This is a genomic window from Sporofaciens sp. JLR.KK001, assembly GCF_036941055.1.
Lineage (GTDB): Bacteria > Bacillota > Clostridia > Lachnospirales > Lachnospiraceae > Sporofaciens.
In genome coordinates, this window is record NZ_JAYMNO010000001.1 from 4,728,612 (window position 1) to 4,746,618 (window position 18,007).

Consider the following 18,007-nt stretch of genomic DNA (forward strand, 5'->3'; position numbering starts at 1 on the left):
TTGGATACCGGAAAAGGAGCAATTCCTCATGAACGAATACGAAATCAAAAATATTGTATCTAATCAACGAAAATATTTCCTTTCAGGCGCTACTCTTGATATCAATGCAAGGGTCAGCGCGCTGAAGAAGCTAAAAGACAGCATCATCAAGCATGAGCCGGAGATCAACGAGGCGCTGAAGCAGGATCTTGGAAAGAGCAATTTCGAGAGCTACATGTGCGAGACCGGGCTTGTGCTCAGTGAGATCAGTTATATGCTGAAGCACATCCATTCCTTTGCCAGGGAGAAGACTGTCAGGACGCCTCTTGCCCAGTTCCATTCCAGAAGCTATAAGAAGCCGTCCCCTTACGGCGTCGTACTGATCATGAGCCCGTGGAATTATCCGTTCCTGCTGACTCTCGATCCTCTTGTCGACGCGATTGCCGCCGGGAATACGGCTGTCCTTAAGCCCAGCGCATATTCTCCTTATACCAGTGAGATCGTAAGAAGGATTATCTGCGACTGTTTTGACGAGCGCTTTGTCACCGTCGTTACCGGCGGACGGTCAGAGAACACCTGCCTGCTGAATGAGCATTTTGATTATATCTTCTTTACCGGAAGCCAGGCTGTCGGCAGGGAAGTCATGAGACATGCCTCCGTACATCTTACCCCTGTCACTCTGGAGTTAGGAGGGAAGAGCCCCTGCATCGTTGAGAAGACCGCCAACCTAAAACTTGCCGCCAGACGGATCGTCTTCGGCAAATACCTGAACTGCGGCCAGACCTGCGTCGCGCCGGATTATGTCTACTGTGACCGTTCTGTTAAGGAACGTCTGGTAAAGGAGATCAAGAAACAGATCCAGAAGCAGTACGGCAAGCAGCCTCTTGAGCGGAACGATTACGGCAAGATCATTAATCAGAAGCATTTCGACCGGATCTTTAACCTGATCGATGAGAATAAGGTAGTCTGGGGCGGCAAGGCGAACCGAAGCGCCCTCCAGATTGAACCGACTGTCCTGGACAAGGTTACCTTCGGAGACGCCGTAATGCAGGAAGAGATCTTCGGGCCTGTGATGCCGGTCCTTACCTATGATTCCCTAGATGAAGCGATCCGCAATATCAATTCCATGCCCCATCCGCTCGCCCTCTATATCTTTACCAGTGACAAGGCGGCGGCAGGGAAATTGACCTCCCAGTGCGGTTACGGCGGGGGATGCATCAACGATACCATCATACACCTTGCTACCAGCGAGATGGGCTTCGGCGGATTTGGCCCAAGCGGTATGGGTTCTTATCACGGGAAGGATGGTTTTGACACATTTACACATTATAAGAGTATTGTAGATAAAAAGACCTGGCTGGATCTGCCGATGCGGTATCAGCCTTATAAGAAATGGAATGAGCGATTGATACATCTGTTTTTGAAATAAATCGCCGCAGGAAAAGGGCTGCCATACGACGCAGCCCTTTATAAAGATACTTTTTCGGATCAACATACAGGCTTCATCAGATCCGCCAATGTAATTCCATCAAAATAGGCATTGGTAAGCCTGTAGAACTCCGTCCACATCGGTAATGTCCTGCAGCCCTCGGCACGCTCACAGATATCTGCCTCACAGCCAAGACATGCCACCGGCGCAAGATCCCCTTCCGTAAGGCGTAAGATGTCCCCGACACGGATGTCTGACGGCCGGACCGCCAGGCGGTAACCGCCGCCCTTCCCCTGAAGTCCTTCAATCATCTTATTCTTCGTCAGTACAGGAAGAATGCGCTCCAGATATTTCAAAGAAATCTCCTGCCTTTTTGCTACCTCTTTCATGGGGGCATAACCTTTTCCATAATTCTCTGCCAGATCGATCATCACTCGAAGCGCATATCTGCCTTTCGTTGAAATCATCATCCCGATCACCTCTCCTAAAAGACTATTCCTGCAAACTACAGGCACTGCCGCTGCTCTTACTCTGCGAACAGAGGCGTTGACAGATATCTGTCCCCTGTATCAGGCAGAAGCACAACGATTGTTTTCCCCTCATTCTCAGGACGCTTCGCCTGCTCCACTGCCGCGAAAACCGCCGCGCCGGAAGAGATGCCTACAAGCACGCCTTCTCTCCTGCCGACAAGCCTTCCTGCCGCAAATGCGTCTTCATCGGAGACCGGCATGATCTCGTCATAGACCGCCGTATTCAGGACTTCGGGAACAAATCCCGCGCCAATCCCCTGAATCTTATGAGGTCCCGCCTCCCCGCCGGAGAGTACGGCAGAGGAAGCCGGCTCTACAGCAACAATCCTGACAGAAGGCTTCTTTGATTTGAGATACTCGCCGACGCCGGTTATGGTTCCGCCGGTTCCCGCACCCGCGACAAAGATATCCACTTCCCCGTCCGTATCCTCGTAGATCTCCGGACCTGTGCCCGTCCTGTGCGCTTTTGGATTGGCAGGATTCACGAACTGCCCGGGAAGAAAGCTTCTTGGGATCTCAGCAGCCAGTTCCTCCGCTTTAGCAATGGCGCCCTTCATCCCCCCCGAGCCTTCGGTCAGTACCAGTTCGGCGCCGTAGGCTTTCATAAGCTGACGCCGTTCCACGGACATCGTCTCAGGCATGACAATGATGATCCTGTACCCCCGCGCGGCGGCAACGGCGGCAAGGCCAATCCCCGTATTGCCGGAGGTCGGTTCGATAATGACCGAACCCGGCCCTAATCTCCCTGTTCTTTCCGCTTCCTCGATCATCATCTTCGCCACACGGTCCTTGACGGAGCCCGCCGGATTCAGGTATTCAAGCTTCGCAAGAATTCTTGCCTTCAGATGATAGGCTTCTTCTATGCGAGTCAGTTCCAGAAGCGGCGTTCTGCCGATCAGCTGATCGACGGATGTATATATATTGGACATAACATTCCCTCCTATTCAACGAATCCTTATTACTTTACTGCATCGAAACCGCCCTGCAGATCGGCTATGATATCATCTATGTGCTCCGTACCGACAGACAGCCGGATCGTATTCGGCTTAATCCCCTGATCCGCAAGTTCTTCCTTCGTAAGCTGACTGTGAGTCGTGGTCGCCGGGTGGATAACCAGGCTCTTCACATCGGCAACATTAGCAAGCAGCGAGAAGATCTTCAGACTGTCAATAAACTTGTGAGCTTCCTCCACGCCGCCCACGATCTCAAATGTAAAGATCGAGCCGCCTCCATCAGGGAAATATCTCTGATACAGCTCATGATCCGGATGATCCTTAAGAGAGGGATGATTCACCTTCTCGACCTGCGGATGCGCCGCAAGAAATTCCACAACCTTCGCCGTATTAGCCGCATGCCGTTCCAACCGCAGGGATAATGTCTCTATCCCCTGCAGAAGCAGGAATGCCGCGAAGGGAGAAATCGCCGCGCCGGTATCACGGAGCAGAATCGCACGGATATAGGTCACAAATGCCGCCGGCCCCGCCGCTTTCACAAAGGATACACCGTGATAGCTCGGATTGGGTTCGGCAATCGCCGGATATCTTCCCGAAGCGCTCCAGTCAAACCTGCCCGAATCAACGATGATACCCCCAAGAGTCGTACCGTGGCCTCCAAGGAACTTCGTTGCCGAATGTACGACGATATCTGCACCATGCTCAATAGGACGGATCAAATAAGGCGTACCAAAAGTATTGTCTACGACCAAAGGCAGGCCATGCTTATGCGCAAGCTCTGCAAGCGCGTCAATATCCGGAATATCACTGTTCGGATTGCCAAGCGTCTCTATGTAAATCGCTCTTGTGTGATCCTGAATGGCTGCTTCCACCTCATCAAGATCATGAATGTTAACGAAGCTGGCTGTAATTCCGAACACCGGAAGCGTGTGCGCCAGCAGATTGTAGCTGCCTCCGTATATGGTCTTCTGTGCAACAAAATGACCGCCGCTCTGCCCCAGGGCTTCCAGCGTATATGTAATCGCCGCCGCTCCGGAGGCAAGAGCCAGAGCCGCCGCTCCGCCTTCCAGAGCCGCCACACGCTGTTCCAGCACATCCTGCGTGGAGTTTGTCAGTCTTCCGTAGATATTGCCGGCATCGGCAAGGCCAAAACGGGCCGCCGCATGTGCCGAGTCTTTGAATACATAGGAAGTAGTCGCGTAAATCGGCACTGCGCGGGCGTCAGTTGCCGGGTCAGGATTCTCCTGGCCTACATGGAGTTGTAAAGTTTCAAATCTGTAATCAGGCATAATGGTGTCTCCTTTCACTTTCCAATACCTACCATTTAGGTTGGTATTAGTATATTCCACATTTCACCATATGTCAAGAGCAGATTCTTGAAACATTCTTACACAACTCTGTGAAATCGTAACAGTTCAGATACCTTCACTGTTACAGGCATCCGGCCATTAAAAATCGCTTCGCGATGGGCCGGATGCTCTCAGGCTCTACTCTGTGGTACGGTCAGCGCAGTGAATGCGCAGACCTGTCTGAACTGTTACGTGAAATCCTCATAAAACCTACAAAAACTAATCGGATATTTTCTTTCAATGTTTCTATTGATATTTCATCAGCAATATTTGTATATGACTCTCTATCCGGTTTTCGATATTCTGCTGATGTATAACCATGTGTAGCGCTGAAGAATACTTTAATAAAAAATTCAGAAAAAATATCTTATGTTTTTGCATATTTTACCGAAAAATACTATCAAAGGTATAACGGCATCTGAATCAGGATATATTGGATAGGATGTTGTTAGCAGACTCAGTGATTGGGGGTGACAGAGATGGAAGTAAGCGTATTTGAACTTTTGGCAGCGGCCAGAGAGATCCAAGGGATCGATTATGTAGACGGCGACGGGATCATGTGCGGCAAAAGATATGATGAACAGACTGCCCACATGATCGAATTTTCTTCTTTGGAAGAGAAAAACAGTCCGGCAAGGAAGAGCAGATACCACAGAAGCTTTCTGACGGATGATGGTTACAGGCAGGCCCTCGCAAGAGAAGCACAGGGGGAGATACGGATCGTCCGGTATGCCAGCCTGAATGGTGACGCTCTTAGCTATAAGGCTTTGCCCAATCTGCCATATAGTGTGGAAGAGATCTATGGGATCCGTGAATCTGGGAAGTATGCTGATCATAACGCTGAGCCTGTACGAGCTGGATAAGAAATATCCGGCGATTATGGAAGAACTCAGGGAGAGTGAAAAAGAGGAGATTTGTGATATTTGTAAAGGACAGAGTAGAATGCAGGGATGCAATTACCCTGTCCTTTGTCTACTCTTTTTTCATCAATCCTAACTTAAGTTCAGAATTAGGATGGTAATCCGGCTTAAAGAGATGTTTTGATAAGAGTATTTTAAAGCAGTCTATTAAAAAATCTATTATCATCTTTTAAGCTTTACACTAAATCAACTATTGATATAATGAAATCACCAAGTAAACGCTGCTTAAAAAGTGAGGTGAAACTTTCACGATTACCGCTATAAAGAATTAAAAGTTATTCTGACAGCTGCAGGTGTTAATCTGCAAGAAATAGACAAGATAAAAGAATAGCTCACTAATAAGGATGTAAAGCTTCTGGCAGATCTCAATAAGTTTACGCCCTTTCTACCCAGACACGCTCTCAAGCAGCCTTGGCTCTATCCTCTTATACCACACCGCTACAGTTCAGGAACTCCAAGAGATAGAAGATGTCAACACTGAGACCATACTCAAAGTCGAAAAAGAACGGCAATACGCTATACGACAAGAAAAATTGAAACACAAAGGGTGATAGATTTTTATGGCTATTCAAATCTGGATACGCTGTCCTGTCAGCGGGAATGTGAGGTTATAAACATGGCAATGTGGAATCCGTGGCGTGGCTGCCACAAACATAGTGAAGGGTGTAGGTATTGTTACATTCATAAGGGCGATTTCAAGCGTGGGATTGATACAAACAAAATTGTAAAAACGGATAATTTCTACGCCCCTATCGCTAAAAATAAATCGGGAGCATACAAAATTAAATCGGGGCAGACCGTTTATCTTTGTTTTTCTACGGATTTTCTGGTTGAGGACGCCGATGAATGGCGTTCTGAATGTTGGCAGATGATACGGGAGCGTTCAGACCTGCACTTTCTTTTTTTAACAAAGCGTATTGAACGTTTTATGGATTGCATCCCAGAGGACTGGAACGATGGATACGAGAATATTACGGTTGGTTGTACGGTAGAAAATCAAGACAGGGCTGATTACAGGCTTTCCATTTTCAATAAATTACCTGTTAAACATAAAAATATTATCTGCCAGCCGTTGATTGAGGAAATAAACCTTACAGACTATCTTGATAATGTTGAATTAGTCGTAGTCGGCGGCGAATCAGACAGAAATGCCAGACCACTTGACTATGCGTGGGTGCTTTCCATACGGGAGCAATGTATCGCCCGCAAAGTACATTTTGAGTTTCGTCAGTGTGGGACATATTTTATCAAGGATGGAAAAATCTATACTTTATCTACCCATGATTTATGTAGCCAAGCTCGAAAAGCAAATATCAATTATTGAATAACCATCTCTCTTTTTTGTGCAAGGATAGAGAGGAAAAATAAAAGAATAAGCCTTATAATAATAAAGGCGAATTTATGTCCATAAAGCACAATATGTGCGGATAAGGAGGTATCTCATGGAATGGGCTGAAAAATTAAACCAAAGTATGAATTATATTGAGGAACATTTGACAGATGAAATTGACTATGAGCAGCTTGGGCGGATTGCCTGCTGCTCCACATATCATTATCAGAGAATGTTTACCTATATGGCGGGTATCACTCTGGCAGAGTATATCCGAAGAAGAAAAATGTCGTTAGCGGCGGTGGACTTGCAGGGTGGGAATGCAAAGATTATTGATATAGCGGAGAAGTACGGCTACCGTTCTCCGACTGCATTTAACAGAGCGTTCCAGTCTTTTCACGGGATAGCCCCATCGTCCGTGAAAGACGCGGGAGTATCCGTGAAATCTTTTTCCCCCATTATGTTTAGAATTGCTGTAAAAGGAGCAACAGAAATGAATTATAGAATTGAAACAAAAGAAGCCTTCCGCATTATCGGCATATCCGCACCGCTTGACAAGGAAATCGAAAATAACTTTATGGTTGTGCCTAAGATGTGGCAGGACGCCGCCGAAAATGGAACAATACAGAAATTGGCAGGAATGATGGATACGCCGCCAATGGGACTTTTTGGCGTGAGTGCCTGCAATGATCAAGAACAATGGAAATATTTTATTGCCGTTTCCAGTACAAAAGCAAGCGATGAGTTTGAAGAATATACCGTGCCTGCGTCTACTTGGGCAATCTTTTCTGGAACAGGTACAAACCAGTCCATACAGGAATTGGAGCAGCGGATTATAACCGAGTGGCTTCCGACCTCTGGATATGAGTATGCCAACGCCCCGGATATTGAAGTTTACTTAAATCCAGACCCACAGAACGCACAATATGAGGTATGGATACCCGTATCAAAAAAGTAAGCGATGAATAACCTGCCGGTTTTACATATTCTAAAATCTGTGGGATAATCTTTTTGGCTAGTATAGTGAAAATTAAGTTTTGGATAGTTTGACGCGAATGTTTTTCTGATAGCGCTGCTTCACAAACGCAGGCGTAGCGGTGGCTACGTCGAGGCTTGGGGATTAGCGCTATCAAGAAAACAGGCAAGTCAAACTGCCAATTACTTAATATTCGCTGTACTAGTCAAAGAGATTACCGCACAGATTTCAGGACTTGAAAAAACGTTAGATTATTCATCGCTTACCTATTTAATTTCAAGTCAAATGTGCATGCAAGCATGCCCGCTTGGCTCGTTGCTCGCGGGAATAAAAATCATGAAATTCCGAGTTCTTTTTATACTTGACTTTCCGCGAAACTGGAAGTTATCGCTTTCTGATAATCCACTCGTCATCTTGGGTTTTCCGTTCTGCATAGTAACCGCAAGGCATATCCTTTAAGGTACTAACAGAGTTATCTAAATCAAAAACCCATTTTAAAGATACTAACTTTGCTTCATCTGCTTCGTGTGTTTCTCCGCATAGAAATCAAAATATTTAAAACACACTGCATAAACTATATGGCTTAATAAAAAGATACCTACAGCAATCATGCAACCTACCATATCTGCCTTGCAGATAGCGGAATACAAAGCAAAGACAATAAAACCAGTATTTGCAAATTCAGATACAAGGGTGTATGCTTTGCCGTTAATAAGCACGTTTCTTTCGTCCTCATCCATGATTTTAGCACGTCCAATCTTATGGATAAAATGTTCAAATAGAAAATCTACAATGCCATAAGCTATTAGTGCGCAGCCAGCAGAGACAATAAAAGCAGCAGGAAATCCCTTTATAAGACCAAAAGGTAAGAGCAAAATACCAATACCAATAAATAAACACGCAAAAATTTTCTTACTCTTTCTCATGTCAATCCTCCTCAAAATTAAATAATTCTTCAATCTTCAATCCAAATATTTTAGCTAACTCATGTGCCAGCAAAACAGACGGATTATATTGCCCTTTTTCCAGTGAAATGATAGTTCTTGAAGAAACTTTTACTAAATCAGCAAGTTGCTGTTGGGTAAGCTGTTTCTCCATTCGGTATTCTCTTACATTATTCGATAGTAGTGTAGGAACTTCTCTTTTCAAATTTTGCTTCCTTTGCATGAAATAAACTTCACATGAAATTTATTTCATATTAGCACTTGGATATACATTTGTCAACAATTTCTTGCTTTTATTGCTAGTACAGCATTGCATTAATTTCGAAGTAATAGGTGACTGAATTTTGTGTCAGCGCAAGGCGGAGGAAGGAGGCAATGCGGTGGCATTGTTGACTGACAACAACGAAGCGATGGCGCAAAAGGCAGGTGCATATTACTCGAAAATTAATGCAATGCTGTACTAGTTTGACACGGCGAACGCAACAACACCCCTTTTCAGGAAGCGCTGGATATGATCCAGGTATGCTTCAATCTTGGATACAATTACTGCACCAGCGCCGTTGGTTTCGACCTCCGGTATGTAAGCAAGTTCAGCCAGGCAGCCCTGTCTTTCAGCATTAATACTTCTGATTTTTGATTTAATAAAACTGCAGCTCCCCGGTCTCCCTGTTATGGCGCTCTGCCCTGCCGATCAGGAACACCGTGACCGCTGTCATTACGCCCAGGCAGATCAGCAGTCCCAGAATTTCTGCCCGCCACCCGCGGCTGCTTTTTTGTATGTGCAATGCAAAGCGTATGATATTAATACAGTATGTCAACGGAAATACCATGGATACAATTTTCGCCCAGCACGGGAAACTGTCCACCGGCACCCTCGTCCCGGAAAATAAGGTCATAGGCATATCGAACACATCCATCACGATCGATGCATCTCTGGAGAACAGAAACACCGCGTTCAGCATCCCGCCCCAGACAGTTGAAGAAATAATGAGCAGCAGCAACACCGCCGGAAGCAGGAACAGATTATCCCACCGAATTGTCTTAGTATACATCAAAAGGAACCCGCAGAAACAGACGAACATCCACACTTCCTGAATCAGCGCCCCCAGCGCTCTTCCATAGCTCATAGCAAGGCGGCTTGCCGGCGTCAGGAAGGCGATCTCCAGTGTTCCCCCTCTCCGCTCCTGATTCGCCATGGACCAGGCATTCTGAACCATAGACCAAAAGCAGGTATATGCCATGAATCCGGTTCCAAGGAAGGCCAGCAAAGTCTTGCCATCCTCAATCCCCATATAGTCTGTAAGCTCAAACGGCTTGTACGCATAGTATACCTCAAAAAAACCAAGAATCGGCCAGATTAAAAGTGAAAAATATACATATGCCGAGTGATAATCATGTTGCTGCTGCTTCGTGATCTCAGCCTTCATTACGATTAAAAATTTCTTCATGCGCCCCTCCTGTATGCGTACTCATTTACCAGACTGATTATGAATTGCAGCGGTTGATGATCTCAATAAGGGCTTCCTCCAGACTTGGCTCCTGTACGCTGGTGACGACTTTCGGTTCATAGGCCAAAAGCCCCTTAAGCTGCTCCTTCGTTCCCTCCGCAATAATCCTGCCTTTATCTAATATATAGATATAATCACACAATTCCTCTGCCTCACTGATATAGTGAGTCGTCAGCAGAATTCCCCTTCCTTCTTTGTGTGCCAGATCAGATACCAGATTTCTTATCTCCTTTGCTATCACGATATCAAGTCCGAGCGTAGGTTCATCCATAAAAAGGTATATCGGATCATTGATAAGTCCCCGCGCGATCTGTAAGCGCTGCTTCATCCCCTTCGAATATCTCTCGACAGGAACGTTTGCCGCCTCTTCTAATCCAACTGTTCTTAATAAGTATGCAATCCTTTTATCCAGATCATCTCCGCTCAATCCGTACAGGCTTCCGAAATATCTGAGATTCTCCTTAGCAGTCAATCGCCAATAGAGATTTCTCTCTCCGCCCGAGATTACATTAATCCTTTCTTTTATCCACAGATGATTTTTCACAGCGTCAACTCCATTCATAGTCAGACTGCCCGACGTCGGGGCTATGATGGACGCCAGCATACGGATAGTCGTCGTCTTTCCCGCTCCATTAATCCCCAGGACTCCGATGATTTTCTCTTGTGGGATTTCTAACGATATGTCTTTTACCGCATGTATGACTCTTTTTTGCTTACGGCCGAATAATCCGCTCTTTTCCTTTATTTTTTCTTTTAGAATATAATCTTTTACCAAATGCTGAGCAATAATTTTTCTTGCATTCTGATCCTCTGGACGTCCCTTGACTGCACCGTACATCACACGCTCTCCTTTACCCGAATATACTTTCCACCAGCTTAAGCTCCATCTTCTTATACCAGACCGTACCGATCAGCAGATACACCCCGGACAGCAATACTATCTGCCAAATCAGAAGCTGATTCCCCGACAGGCTTTGATTCTCTATCATTACATTCCGAAACAGACTGACAGCCGGTGTCAGCGGGAATATCTGTGCCGCATATTGAAGCCCTGCCGGAAGATATTGGATCGGATACATGATACCGCATACCAGATTCATAGTTATGAATAATGTATTCTGCGTCAGATAGGTGTCCCTGGTATACAGCATCAGCGACGACAGCGCGATTCCCATGCAGAAAAAGCTAAAAACTGCCAATAAGATCACGGCAGCCGCCCGAACCGAGAACAAATATCCCAAATCCGCTCCAACCAATGCTCCAACCGCCGTCACTGCACCGAATTCCAGCAGGGCCCTTGCCGTCTGTTCCAGCAGACACCCGCAAAAATATGCATACCTTGGCATCGGCGTCATCAAAAGTGTTTCAAGCGTTCCCTCTCTTAATTCCGTAATCAGCGCCCTTCCGATATTCATAAGCGTAGACACCGCCAGTACATTCAGCGCAGAACCCAGCACAACATATGTCATATAATCTGCTCCGTTGGCATATTCGTGAAACTCACTGTTCAGATTCCCATGTATATAATAGTGATACATAAAATACGGAAATACAATCTGAGTCACCCCTGTAACGATTCTTGAGACCATAAATGACCACGGTACAGCTCTTAAAATTCCTATTCTGTTCTTCCTGTACGTTGAAATAATAACTCTCCACATAATCCTACCCCATGATCTCATAGAATGTATACGGTATAAAGTCAATGATCTCTGTCTGGAAATGATATTCCACATAAGCGCCCCGTCTCTTCTTCTTAACCAATCCCGCGTCGTCAAGAGCTTTCAGATGCTTAAATACTCCCGCCTCACTGATGGACAGATAACCTGACAATTCCTGTATCGTATGGACGTCCTTAAGCAATAATTTCACAACCTTAAGCCTGGTCGGGTTCGCCAGCGCCTTAAAAATCCTCACCATATCTTCCGGTATCCCATCTTCCGGCTGTTCCACCTGAATACCTTTTACAATATCAAGCGCCTGTCCTTCTTTATACAGCCACAGATGCGGCACAACAAAGGTGCTGACCGACGCATAGATCCTCTGTATCTCTTTCTTCCTGAAGGTATACTCCCTGTTCTTAAGATACGTCAAATAATCCTCTCTAACGACCAGTCTTGGATGAATCCTGCGGCACCAGTTCCAGAGCCCCTTCCCGGCGCAATATTCTCTCTCTTCCTTAAGAATACGCCTGATATAGGGCCTTAAGAGCATCTCCTCCCTCTCAAAAACAAGCTGATAGTATTCTCTTGCCGCGTCAAGGATCCTGTCTCTCTCCCTGATATCCATCTTCCTGCCAAACGGCAGGATCATCTCGTTCCATTCGTAAATGTTCTTCCTGCGCAGACATACAAGCAATTCTGGAATCTCCATCTGGCGAAACGTATCCCAGGCAGGTATATCGATCAGAATCGTCCAGCCGCCTGTAAGATCCTGCAGATCCCTGATCTCTTCTGTCAGCCGCGGGTTCTTCTCCTCCACCGCCCGACTCCATTTTCTCCTGCCCATATGATGATCCGGCTGTGCAAGCACATGCATAGAGAAAAACATTTCCCAGGCCGGGAAATAAGAGAACATGACCTCGATACCATTTTCCTCGATCTTGTCTATAATCATTGCAAGGCCCTCCCGATTTTCTTTTTGGTTAATCCGTTCTGTTCTGAACTTGGGCAGAGGTATTATAGTGAACTAATCCATAGTTGTCAACATTTTTCTATACAACATTTTATCACAACATTTGAACAATATATGAGCGGATGAAATCCCTACTCATCCGCTCTCTGTATCTCAATATTCCCCTGTATATCTTCCGCCTCTTCCTGTGTCAGAACACTCTCCCTGACCATACTCTGCAGCACCTCTCCGACACGCTGCGAAGCAAGCTTAAGGTTTACATCCGGCGAATACAGCGAAGGAGCATTGGGAACCCCCGCTAACAAGGCTGATTCATAATCCGTAAGCTCAGAAGGCAATTTATCAAAATATCCCTTAGAAGCTGCATAAACCCCGTTGTAACCGCTGCCGAAATTAGACGTATTCACATATAGCTCAAAGATCTCTTCCTTGCTGTATTCCTCTTCAATATCAAACACCGCGAAGATCTCCGCTACCTTCCGTTCCATCTTCTTCTCCTGCGTAAACAGCAGGTTCTTGGCAAGCTGCTGCGTTATGGTGCTGCCTCCTTCTTTGAAAGATCCCGCCATGATATCTCTCAATGCAGCACGGCAGATCGCAATCGGATCGAGACCGGAATGATTCATAAAACGGTGGTCTTCCACTGAGACGACCGCCTTAATATAGAATTCCGTCAGTTCCGAGTAATGCGTAAAGTCTTCTCCCTCACGAATCAACTCGACTCGTTCCTGAATCGGCATCTGCGATATGGCATCCTCATACATCCGGTAACCCTTTACCCCGATTACAATAACGGATGCCGCCGCCGCGTACAGCAGCACGATCAGCAGAACGCATATGATATTTCTGATCGGACGCCTCCTCTTCACCATACTGTCATCTCCTTTTTGCTCTTCGAATAAGTAATAAGTCCGTCACTTGGGAAAACGTATATAAAACATTGCGCCGCCCTGCGGATGATTCCCTGCGCTGACCGTTCCGCTCTGACGGGTAATGATCGGGCAGAACGGCTTGGTGATATAATCGTCCGCACCCATATTCAGTCCGGTAACGACACTTGCTTCGTCCCCGGAAGCCGTCAGGAAAATAACCGAAAGAGTTTCCTTTCATCTACTTGCTTATTATTATAACCCAAATATCCGAAAATGTTAATAAGAAAGCCAAGCTTAGTTTATATCGGGTAGGAGGCTCTACTGCTTAAAGTAAAACAATAATTATTCCGAATTCGGAATAACACCACTGTACGTACTGTTCGGTATACAGCGGTTCAATAGTTTTCACGCAACTCTCAGATAATAGTCAAGCATGGATATATAGCCCAACTTCCGCCCCTCCCGTACAGCCCGGAGCACCGGCAGAGATCACGGGGGATATACTCCTATCGCTGTATCGCAATTCCACAGTTTGTTTTGTAAATGTAAAGCGAGATTGATAGCGTGCAAATGCGATTTTTGATATGATTGAGTTACAAAATCAAAAGGAGGAACACACATGGAATTTTCAGAAAAACTTATAACGTTGCGTAAAGGCAGAGATTTGACGCAGGAACAATTAGCCGAGCAGTTAAATGTTTCCAGACAGTCTATCTCCAAATGGGAAAGCGGGCAAGTTATACCAGAAGTGGAGAAGATTATTGAATTGAGCAAAGCATTTAATGTTACTCTGGATTATCTGTTGAAACCGTCAGAAATAGACGAATTATCAGTTAAGACAGATATGTTGGAACAGCGGCAAAAGCAACTGTTAAACAGGGAACAGACACGCACAAAAATTTTCAAAAACATTCTATATTCGGCTGCAATTTATTTAATATTCCTTGCGGCATTCTTTGTAGGACATTACTTCTATTTCTCCTTAGAATGGGAAGTGTGGGGGAAACCTATAATTTTTGCAGAGTTTTTTGTTGCAACCGCAATCGTTATAGTTATTTGGGCAAAGAGTTTTACTAATAGACAGAACAACTGATTTTCATTTGCTAGATAATCAAGGGGCAATAGCCTAAGTGCTACTGCCCCTTTGTCTATAAAATGCAGCCAATGGGAGCTTGCCGTCGTCCGGCAGATCATTCTATTTATTCTGTTCTCAATCGCTCAACAATGCTCTGCTTTTCTAAATTCTTGAAACAGAAAAACGGGATAAGCACCGCAAAAGCCAAGAGGATAGGAGTACAAATCATCAGTGGCATCAGAGTAAAATGGAAAGTGCTGAACTCATTGGCTGTCATGGCACGGACACCGATTCCAACAACTAGAGCGCTGACAATATAAGAAACAATCAGCGTGACAGCCGCATAATCCAGTCCTTCACAAATCAGCATCTTCCGCAGCTGGCGCTTGGTCATGCCCACAGACTGGATCATGGCAAACTCTTTTTTGCGGGAAACAATAGCCGTAACCATAGAATTGATAAAGTTAAGCACACCCACCAGGGCTATGATAACGCTGATGGTATTTCCTATGACTGCCGACGCCCGTGTTTCTGCCTCATACTGCTCCGCCATAGTTTTGCGGGATGTCACAGGCAGGCTGGTGTCAACGGTTTTGGTATACGCATCGATCATCTCTTGTGCTGCGGGAATATGCTCATCGGCCACATTGAAGAACAGTCTCCGCAGTGTATTCTCCGGCCACTGCTGCTGGAATGCCACAGTAGGAATAATAAAACTCATACAAAGCTGATCCTGTACACCGCCTTCATAAGAGCCTTCATCCACTGCCAGAAGCGGATCTACAACAGCCATCACCTGATAGGTGCGATTTTCAATCGTAATATTGCTTCCAACAGAAGGCACAGGCAATGCAGCATAGCTATCTGTGTCTGCTAAGTCTAAGGCAGGACCGATGACCAGCACATAGTTGCCGCTGGCAAATTTCTCTGCATCATAGCTGCCGGAGAACAAATGCTGTTCCTGTGCGACCGCATCCAGAGGGATACCATCCATTCCGTACAGTACACCGATTGCTTTACGGGTTTCCATGGCGTTTTTTATCTGAGCCGGACCAGACGGATCGTAAGTTGCCCAATAATCCAACATTTCCTGCGTATAGAAGGCGTCGATATTTTGCACAGTCTCATCATTCAGTGTTAGTTCAAATTGATGAGAATATTGATGACCAGTGGACTCCAATCCGTCTAATTCCTCAACCGCTGTGACCAAATCAGCGTTCAGTGTGGTTCCCCTGGGATCATAACCTCCGATATAGTTCTCACTGCTGGCATCATCCAACTGGAAGTCACTGATTGCCAGCTCAGATAGATACTTCTCCATATCAAAAGCAGCATTCTTAGCGTAGAAACAGCTGAGCAGGACCAGTCCCAAGGTCAGAGAGCAGATGACCGTTACTGTCCGTTTTTTGTTCCGCCCCAGATTCGCCCAGGCCATACCAGTAATGGAAGCGCCATTCCGGGTGCGTTTGCTTTTCTTCTTGCTTGTGATGGCGGCATCACTCATCCGCAGAGCTTCAATAGGAGAAACCTTTCCAGCCAGCCTTGCCGGACGCAGGCAGGAGATGGTAACCGTCAGCCATGCAAAAAGGGCAGATCCAAGGAAAATCATGGGATTTGCGGAAACCACAGCATTGCCCTCCAACTGCCCCATCAATACAGGAACCAGCACCATGCCCAACAGCCAGCCCAGAAGAAGGCCCAGCGGGATACCGATCACGCACAGCCGGTTTGCCTGACCATAAATGAGTTTCTTGATCTGCTTTGTGGTAGTGCCCAGTGTTTTCAACTTGCCATAGAACTGAATGTCGGCAGTAACGCTGATCTGAAAGATATTATAAATAATCAGATAGCCGGCGAGGAACACCAGCGCCATACCCAAATACATAGGAAGGCTTTCCTGCGCTGCGGTAGCGTTCATCTCCGGTGAATATGCCAGATTTACGCCAAATTCCAACTCCGTCAGCCCGGTGTCCGCCAAAATATTCTCCATGGCGGCCTCAATATTGCGGTCACTATGCAGGATCACTTGCGCGGTATGCAGGCCTAAAATACTTGTTTTCCCATCAGCAATATGGTCACCGATCATCTCATCCGCAAATTCCCGGCTTACCCAAGCCATACTTGCATAGACAGATTCGTTGCCCTCCCAGAAACCACAGAGGGTAAAAGTGGAAGTGGTCACCTCATCCTTTGCGAGATCCTTGCGCCATTCCAGCGTTACATTCTCTCCCAGTTGATGTGGAATACCCAGCCGATCAAGGATCAGGGTGTCCAGAGCAATCTCATCTGCTGCCGTTGGCATTGTTCCAGTGGTAGGCATAGCAAAGGAATGCTCGGCGTTGATGTCACTGCTCCAACGGATCTCAACCTGTTTGCCACCCAGCTTTTTGTTTTGTGCGAGACCAAGAATAAGGCTTTCTCCGGCTTCTGCAACATCAGGGTGATTAGCGATCAAAGAAAACTGCTCTGCGGTGATGCTCTTAAAAGATGCCTGACCATCATAACCAGTCTGCCGGAAGGTCATTTCCACCATGTTTTTGCTCATACTCTGTGTCAAGGTAAACAAGGTGGTGAACATGATCGTAGTCATTAAAATGGCAATGACCGCCACCAGATTCCGGCCTTTATTTTTCTTGAAAGTACGCTGATTCAGCGTTTGAATTGGTTTGAATACTGTTTTCATCGCGCATCCCTCCCTCTCTGAGACACGATGCGGCCGTCCTCAATTCGGACAATACGATCCGCCATCTGTGCAATGTCCGGGTTATGAGTAATCATCACAATTGTCTGGTTAAATTCTTTGCTGGTCAATTTCAGCAAACCAATTACATCATCACTGGTTTTTGAATCCAGATTACCGGTGGGTTCGTCAGCCAATATAATCGCAGGCTTAGAAGCCAGCGCACGGGCAATCGCCACCCTCTGCTGCTGCCCGCCGGAAAGATTGTTCGGCAGACTATCCAGTTTCTTCTCCAAACCAAGCAAACAAACGATTTCCATGATAAACTTCTCATCAGGCTTATGGCCATCCAGAGAGATAGGGAAAACAATATTTTCCCAAACACTGAGTACCGGCACCAGGTTATAATTCTGAAAAATAAAGCCGATATGATTGCGCCGGAAAATGGTAGCCTGTTCGCTATTCAGCTTTGCCAGTTCCATATTTCCAATTTGAATACTGCCCTCGCTGGGAGTATCCAGTCCACCCAGCATATTCAGCAGCGTAGATTTTCCAGATCCAGAGGTGCCAATGATCGCAGTAAACTTACCACGCTCGATCTCCAGATCTATACCATCCAATGCCTTGACCAAAGCTTCACCCTTACCGTAATATTTTCTAAGGCCGGTAACCTTCAAAATTGCTTCCATAAGTATCTCCTCCTTGTGACCGGGAATCCGTTTCCCTTTTCTGACTATATTTTACCAGTTCAATGTCACAGGAAAGGTACAGCAAAGGTACAGTTTTGTACCTTTTAAAAAAAGGCGGCTCCGCCTTTGCAAGCGAAGC

General features: G+C 46.1%; 18 protein-coding genes and 1 pseudogene. 6 read left to right on the plus strand and 13 right to left on the minus strand.

The window, feature by feature from the left end; translation table 11 throughout:
- Positions 1–28 precede the first annotated feature (28 nt).
- Positions 29–1,408 carry an aldehyde dehydrogenase gene (locus tag VSQ62_RS24045; RefSeq protein WP_334637258.1) on the plus strand — a complete coding sequence of 460 codons (1,380 nt, stop codon included), beginning with the start codon at positions 29–31 and terminating at the stop codon, positions 1,406–1,408.
- A 59-nt stretch (positions 1,409–1,467) separates the two neighbouring features.
- On the opposite strand, the gene VSQ62_RS24050 is transcribed toward VSQ62_RS24045, so the two are convergent.
- Genes VSQ62_RS24050 through VSQ62_RS24060 form a run of 3 tightly spaced genes read right to left on the minus strand, consistent with a single transcriptional unit; the run spans position 1,468 to position 4,180 of the window.
- Positions 1,468–1,878, minus strand: coding sequence for an RrF2 family transcriptional regulator (locus VSQ62_RS24050; RefSeq protein ID WP_334637259.1), 411 nt, complete (start codon positions 1,876–1,878; stop codon positions 1,468–1,470).
- A 56-nt stretch (positions 1,879–1,934) separates the two neighbouring features.
- Complete coding sequence (gene cysK / locus VSQ62_RS24055; RefSeq protein ID WP_334637260.1) at positions 1,935–2,867, minus strand: cysteine synthase A; 933 nt, start codon at positions 2,865–2,867, stop codon at positions 1,935–1,937.
- A gap of 29 nt (positions 2,868–2,896) precedes the next feature.
- Entirely contained in the window at positions 2,897–4,180 is a 1,284-nt protein-coding gene (locus tag VSQ62_RS24060; RefSeq protein ID WP_334637261.1) for an O-acetylhomoserine aminocarboxypropyltransferase/cysteine synthase family protein, read from the minus strand.
- 539 nt (positions 4,181–4,719) lie between these two features.
- On the opposite strand from VSQ62_RS24060, the gene VSQ62_RS24065 reads away from it, so the two are divergent.
- The 3 genes from VSQ62_RS24065 (at position 4,720) to VSQ62_RS24075 (ending at position 7,448) form a co-directional block, all read left to right on the plus strand.
- Positions 4,720–5,103, plus strand: coding sequence for a DUF5720 family protein (locus tag VSQ62_RS24065; protein ID WP_334637262.1), 384 nt, complete (start codon positions 4,720–4,722; stop codon positions 5,101–5,103).
- A gap of 673 nt (positions 5,104–5,776) precedes the next feature.
- A complete protein-coding gene (locus tag VSQ62_RS24070) occupies positions 5,777–6,484 on the plus strand; it encodes a DUF5131 family protein (protein ID WP_334637263.1) in 708 nt (235 codons plus the stop codon).
- A gap of 118 nt (positions 6,485–6,602) precedes the next feature.
- On the plus strand, positions 6,603–7,448 hold the full coding sequence (locus VSQ62_RS24075) for an AraC family transcriptional regulator (protein WP_334637264.1): 846 nt from the start codon (positions 6,603–6,605) through the stop codon (positions 7,446–7,448).
- A gap of 521 nt (positions 7,449–7,969) precedes the next feature.
- Here the strand turns inward: VSQ62_RS24075 and VSQ62_RS24080 are convergent.
- Complete coding sequence (locus VSQ62_RS24080; protein ID WP_334637265.1) at positions 7,970–8,392, minus strand: hypothetical protein; 423 nt, start codon at positions 8,390–8,392, stop codon at positions 7,970–7,972.
- A gap of 1 nt (position 8,393) precedes the next feature.
- Complete coding sequence (locus VSQ62_RS24085) at positions 8,394–8,633, minus strand: helix-turn-helix transcriptional regulator (RefSeq protein WP_334637266.1); 240 nt, start codon at positions 8,631–8,633, stop codon at positions 8,394–8,396.
- A gap of 288 nt (positions 8,634–8,921) precedes the next feature.
- Here VSQ62_RS24085 and VSQ62_RS24090 point away from each other — a divergent pair, with 288 nt between their 5' ends.
- The gene (locus VSQ62_RS24090; RefSeq protein WP_334637269.1) at positions 8,922–9,047 is read left to right on the plus strand and encodes a hypothetical protein; all 126 of its coding nucleotides are present in this window, start codon (positions 8,922–8,924) and stop codon (positions 9,045–9,047) included.
- A gap of 1 nt (position 9,048) precedes the next feature.
- Here the strand turns inward: VSQ62_RS24090 and VSQ62_RS24095 are convergent, their stop codons facing one another.
- The 6 genes and pseudogenes from VSQ62_RS24095 to VSQ62_RS24120 form a co-directional block, all read right to left on the minus strand.
- Positions 9,049–9,858 (minus strand): ABC transporter permease, encoded by an 810-nt coding sequence (locus VSQ62_RS24095; protein WP_334637271.1) that lies wholly within the window; start codon positions 9,856–9,858, stop codon positions 9,049–9,051.
- A 37-nt stretch (positions 9,859–9,895) separates the two neighbouring features.
- A complete protein-coding gene (locus tag VSQ62_RS24100) occupies positions 9,896–10,756 on the minus strand; it encodes an ABC transporter ATP-binding protein (RefSeq protein WP_334637273.1) in 861 nt (286 codons plus the stop codon).
- A gap of 13 nt (positions 10,757–10,769) precedes the next feature.
- On the minus strand, positions 10,770–11,579 hold the full coding sequence (locus VSQ62_RS24105; RefSeq protein ID WP_334637274.1) for an ABC transporter permease: 810 nt from the start codon (positions 11,577–11,579) through the stop codon (positions 10,770–10,772).
- A 4-nt stretch (positions 11,580–11,583) separates the two neighbouring features.
- Positions 11,584–12,534 carry an ArsR/SmtB family transcription factor gene (locus VSQ62_RS24110; RefSeq protein ID WP_334637276.1) on the minus strand — a complete coding sequence of 317 codons (951 nt, stop codon included), beginning with the start codon at positions 12,532–12,534 and terminating at the stop codon, positions 11,584–11,586.
- A 149-nt stretch (positions 12,535–12,683) separates the two neighbouring features.
- On the minus strand, positions 12,684–13,424 hold the full coding sequence (locus VSQ62_RS24115) for a transglycosylase domain-containing protein (RefSeq protein ID WP_334637277.1): 741 nt from the start codon (positions 13,422–13,424) through the stop codon (positions 12,684–12,686).
- Positions 13,425–13,550: 126 nt separating this feature from the next.
- Positions 13,551–13,655: pseudogene (locus VSQ62_RS24120) on the minus strand (DNA-binding response regulator); the annotation flags it as partial.
- Positions 13,656–14,043: 388 nt separating this feature from the next.
- Between VSQ62_RS24120 and VSQ62_RS24125 the strand changes: the two are divergent.
- Positions 14,044–14,517 carry a helix-turn-helix domain-containing protein gene (locus VSQ62_RS24125; RefSeq protein ID WP_334637279.1) on the plus strand — a complete coding sequence of 158 codons (474 nt, stop codon included), beginning with the start codon at positions 14,044–14,046 and terminating at the stop codon, positions 14,515–14,517.
- A 106-nt stretch (positions 14,518–14,623) separates the two neighbouring features.
- On the opposite strand, the gene VSQ62_RS24130 is transcribed toward VSQ62_RS24125, so the two are convergent.
- Together VSQ62_RS24130 and VSQ62_RS24135 are read right to left on the minus strand one after the other, a co-directional pair.
- The gene (locus VSQ62_RS24130; RefSeq protein ID WP_334637280.1) at positions 14,624–17,182 is read right to left on the minus strand and encodes an FtsX-like permease family protein; all 2,559 of its coding nucleotides are present in this window, start codon (positions 17,180–17,182) and stop codon (positions 14,624–14,626) included.
- Entirely contained in the window at positions 17,179–17,868 is a 690-nt protein-coding gene (locus VSQ62_RS24135) for an ABC transporter ATP-binding protein (protein WP_334637281.1), read from the minus strand. Before VSQ62_RS24135 ends, VSQ62_RS24130 begins: the two co-directional genes overlap by 4 nt.
- Positions 17,869–18,007 lie beyond the last annotated feature (139 nt).

Bases quoted from the DNA above. Each gene is read 5' to 3' on its own strand.
- VSQ62_RS24045 (WP_334637258.1), top strand. From the start codon at position 29: ATGAACGAATACGAAATCAAAAATATTGTATCTAATCAACGAAAATAT.
- VSQ62_RS24050 (WP_334637259.1), bottom strand. From the start codon at position 1,878: ATGATGATTTCAACGAAAGGCAGATATGCGCTTCGAGTGATGATCGAT.
- cysK (WP_334637260.1), bottom strand. From the start codon at position 2,867: ATGTCCAATATATATACATCCGTCGATCAGCTGATCGGCAGAACGCCG.
- VSQ62_RS24060 (WP_334637261.1), bottom strand. From the start codon at position 4,180: ATGCCTGATTACAGATTTGAAACTTTACAACTCCATGTAGGCCAGGAG.
- VSQ62_RS24065 (WP_334637262.1), top strand. From the start codon at position 4,720: ATGGAAGTAAGCGTATTTGAACTTTTGGCAGCGGCCAGAGAGATCCAA.
- VSQ62_RS24070 (WP_334637263.1), top strand. From the start codon at position 5,777: ATGGCAATGTGGAATCCGTGGCGTGGCTGCCACAAACATAGTGAAGGG.
- VSQ62_RS24075 (WP_334637264.1), top strand. From the start codon at position 6,603: ATGGAATGGGCTGAAAAATTAAACCAAAGTATGAATTATATTGAGGAA.
- VSQ62_RS24080 (WP_334637265.1), bottom strand. From the start codon at position 8,392: ATGAGAAAGAGTAAGAAAATTTTTGCGTGTTTATTTATTGGTATTGGT.
- VSQ62_RS24085 (WP_334637266.1), bottom strand. From the start codon at position 8,633: ATGCAAAGGAAGCAAAATTTGAAAAGAGAAGTTCCTACACTACTATCG.
- VSQ62_RS24090 (WP_334637269.1), top strand. From the start codon at position 8,922: ATGATCCAGGTATGCTTCAATCTTGGATACAATTACTGCACCAGCGCC.
- VSQ62_RS24095 (WP_334637271.1), bottom strand. From the start codon at position 9,858: ATGAAGAAATTTTTAATCGTAATGAAGGCTGAGATCACGAAGCAGCAG.
- VSQ62_RS24100 (WP_334637273.1), bottom strand. From the start codon at position 10,756: ATGTACGGTGCAGTCAAGGGACGTCCAGAGGATCAGAATGCAAGAAAA.
- VSQ62_RS24105 (WP_334637274.1), bottom strand. From the start codon at position 11,579: ATGTGGAGAGTTATTATTTCAACGTACAGGAAGAACAGAATAGGAATT.
- VSQ62_RS24110 (WP_334637276.1), bottom strand. From the start codon at position 12,534: ATGATTATAGACAAGATCGAGGAAAATGGTATCGAGGTCATGTTCTCT.
- VSQ62_RS24115 (WP_334637277.1), bottom strand. From the start codon at position 13,424: ATGGTGAAGAGGAGGCGTCCGATCAGAAATATCATATGCGTTCTGCTG.
- VSQ62_RS24125 (WP_334637279.1), top strand. From the start codon at position 14,044: ATGGAATTTTCAGAAAAACTTATAACGTTGCGTAAAGGCAGAGATTTG.
- VSQ62_RS24130 (WP_334637280.1), bottom strand. From the start codon at position 17,182: ATGAAAACAGTATTCAAACCAATTCAAACGCTGAATCAGCGTACTTTC.
- VSQ62_RS24135 (WP_334637281.1), bottom strand. From the start codon at position 17,868: ATGGAAGCAATTTTGAAGGTTACCGGCCTTAGAAAATATTACGGTAAG.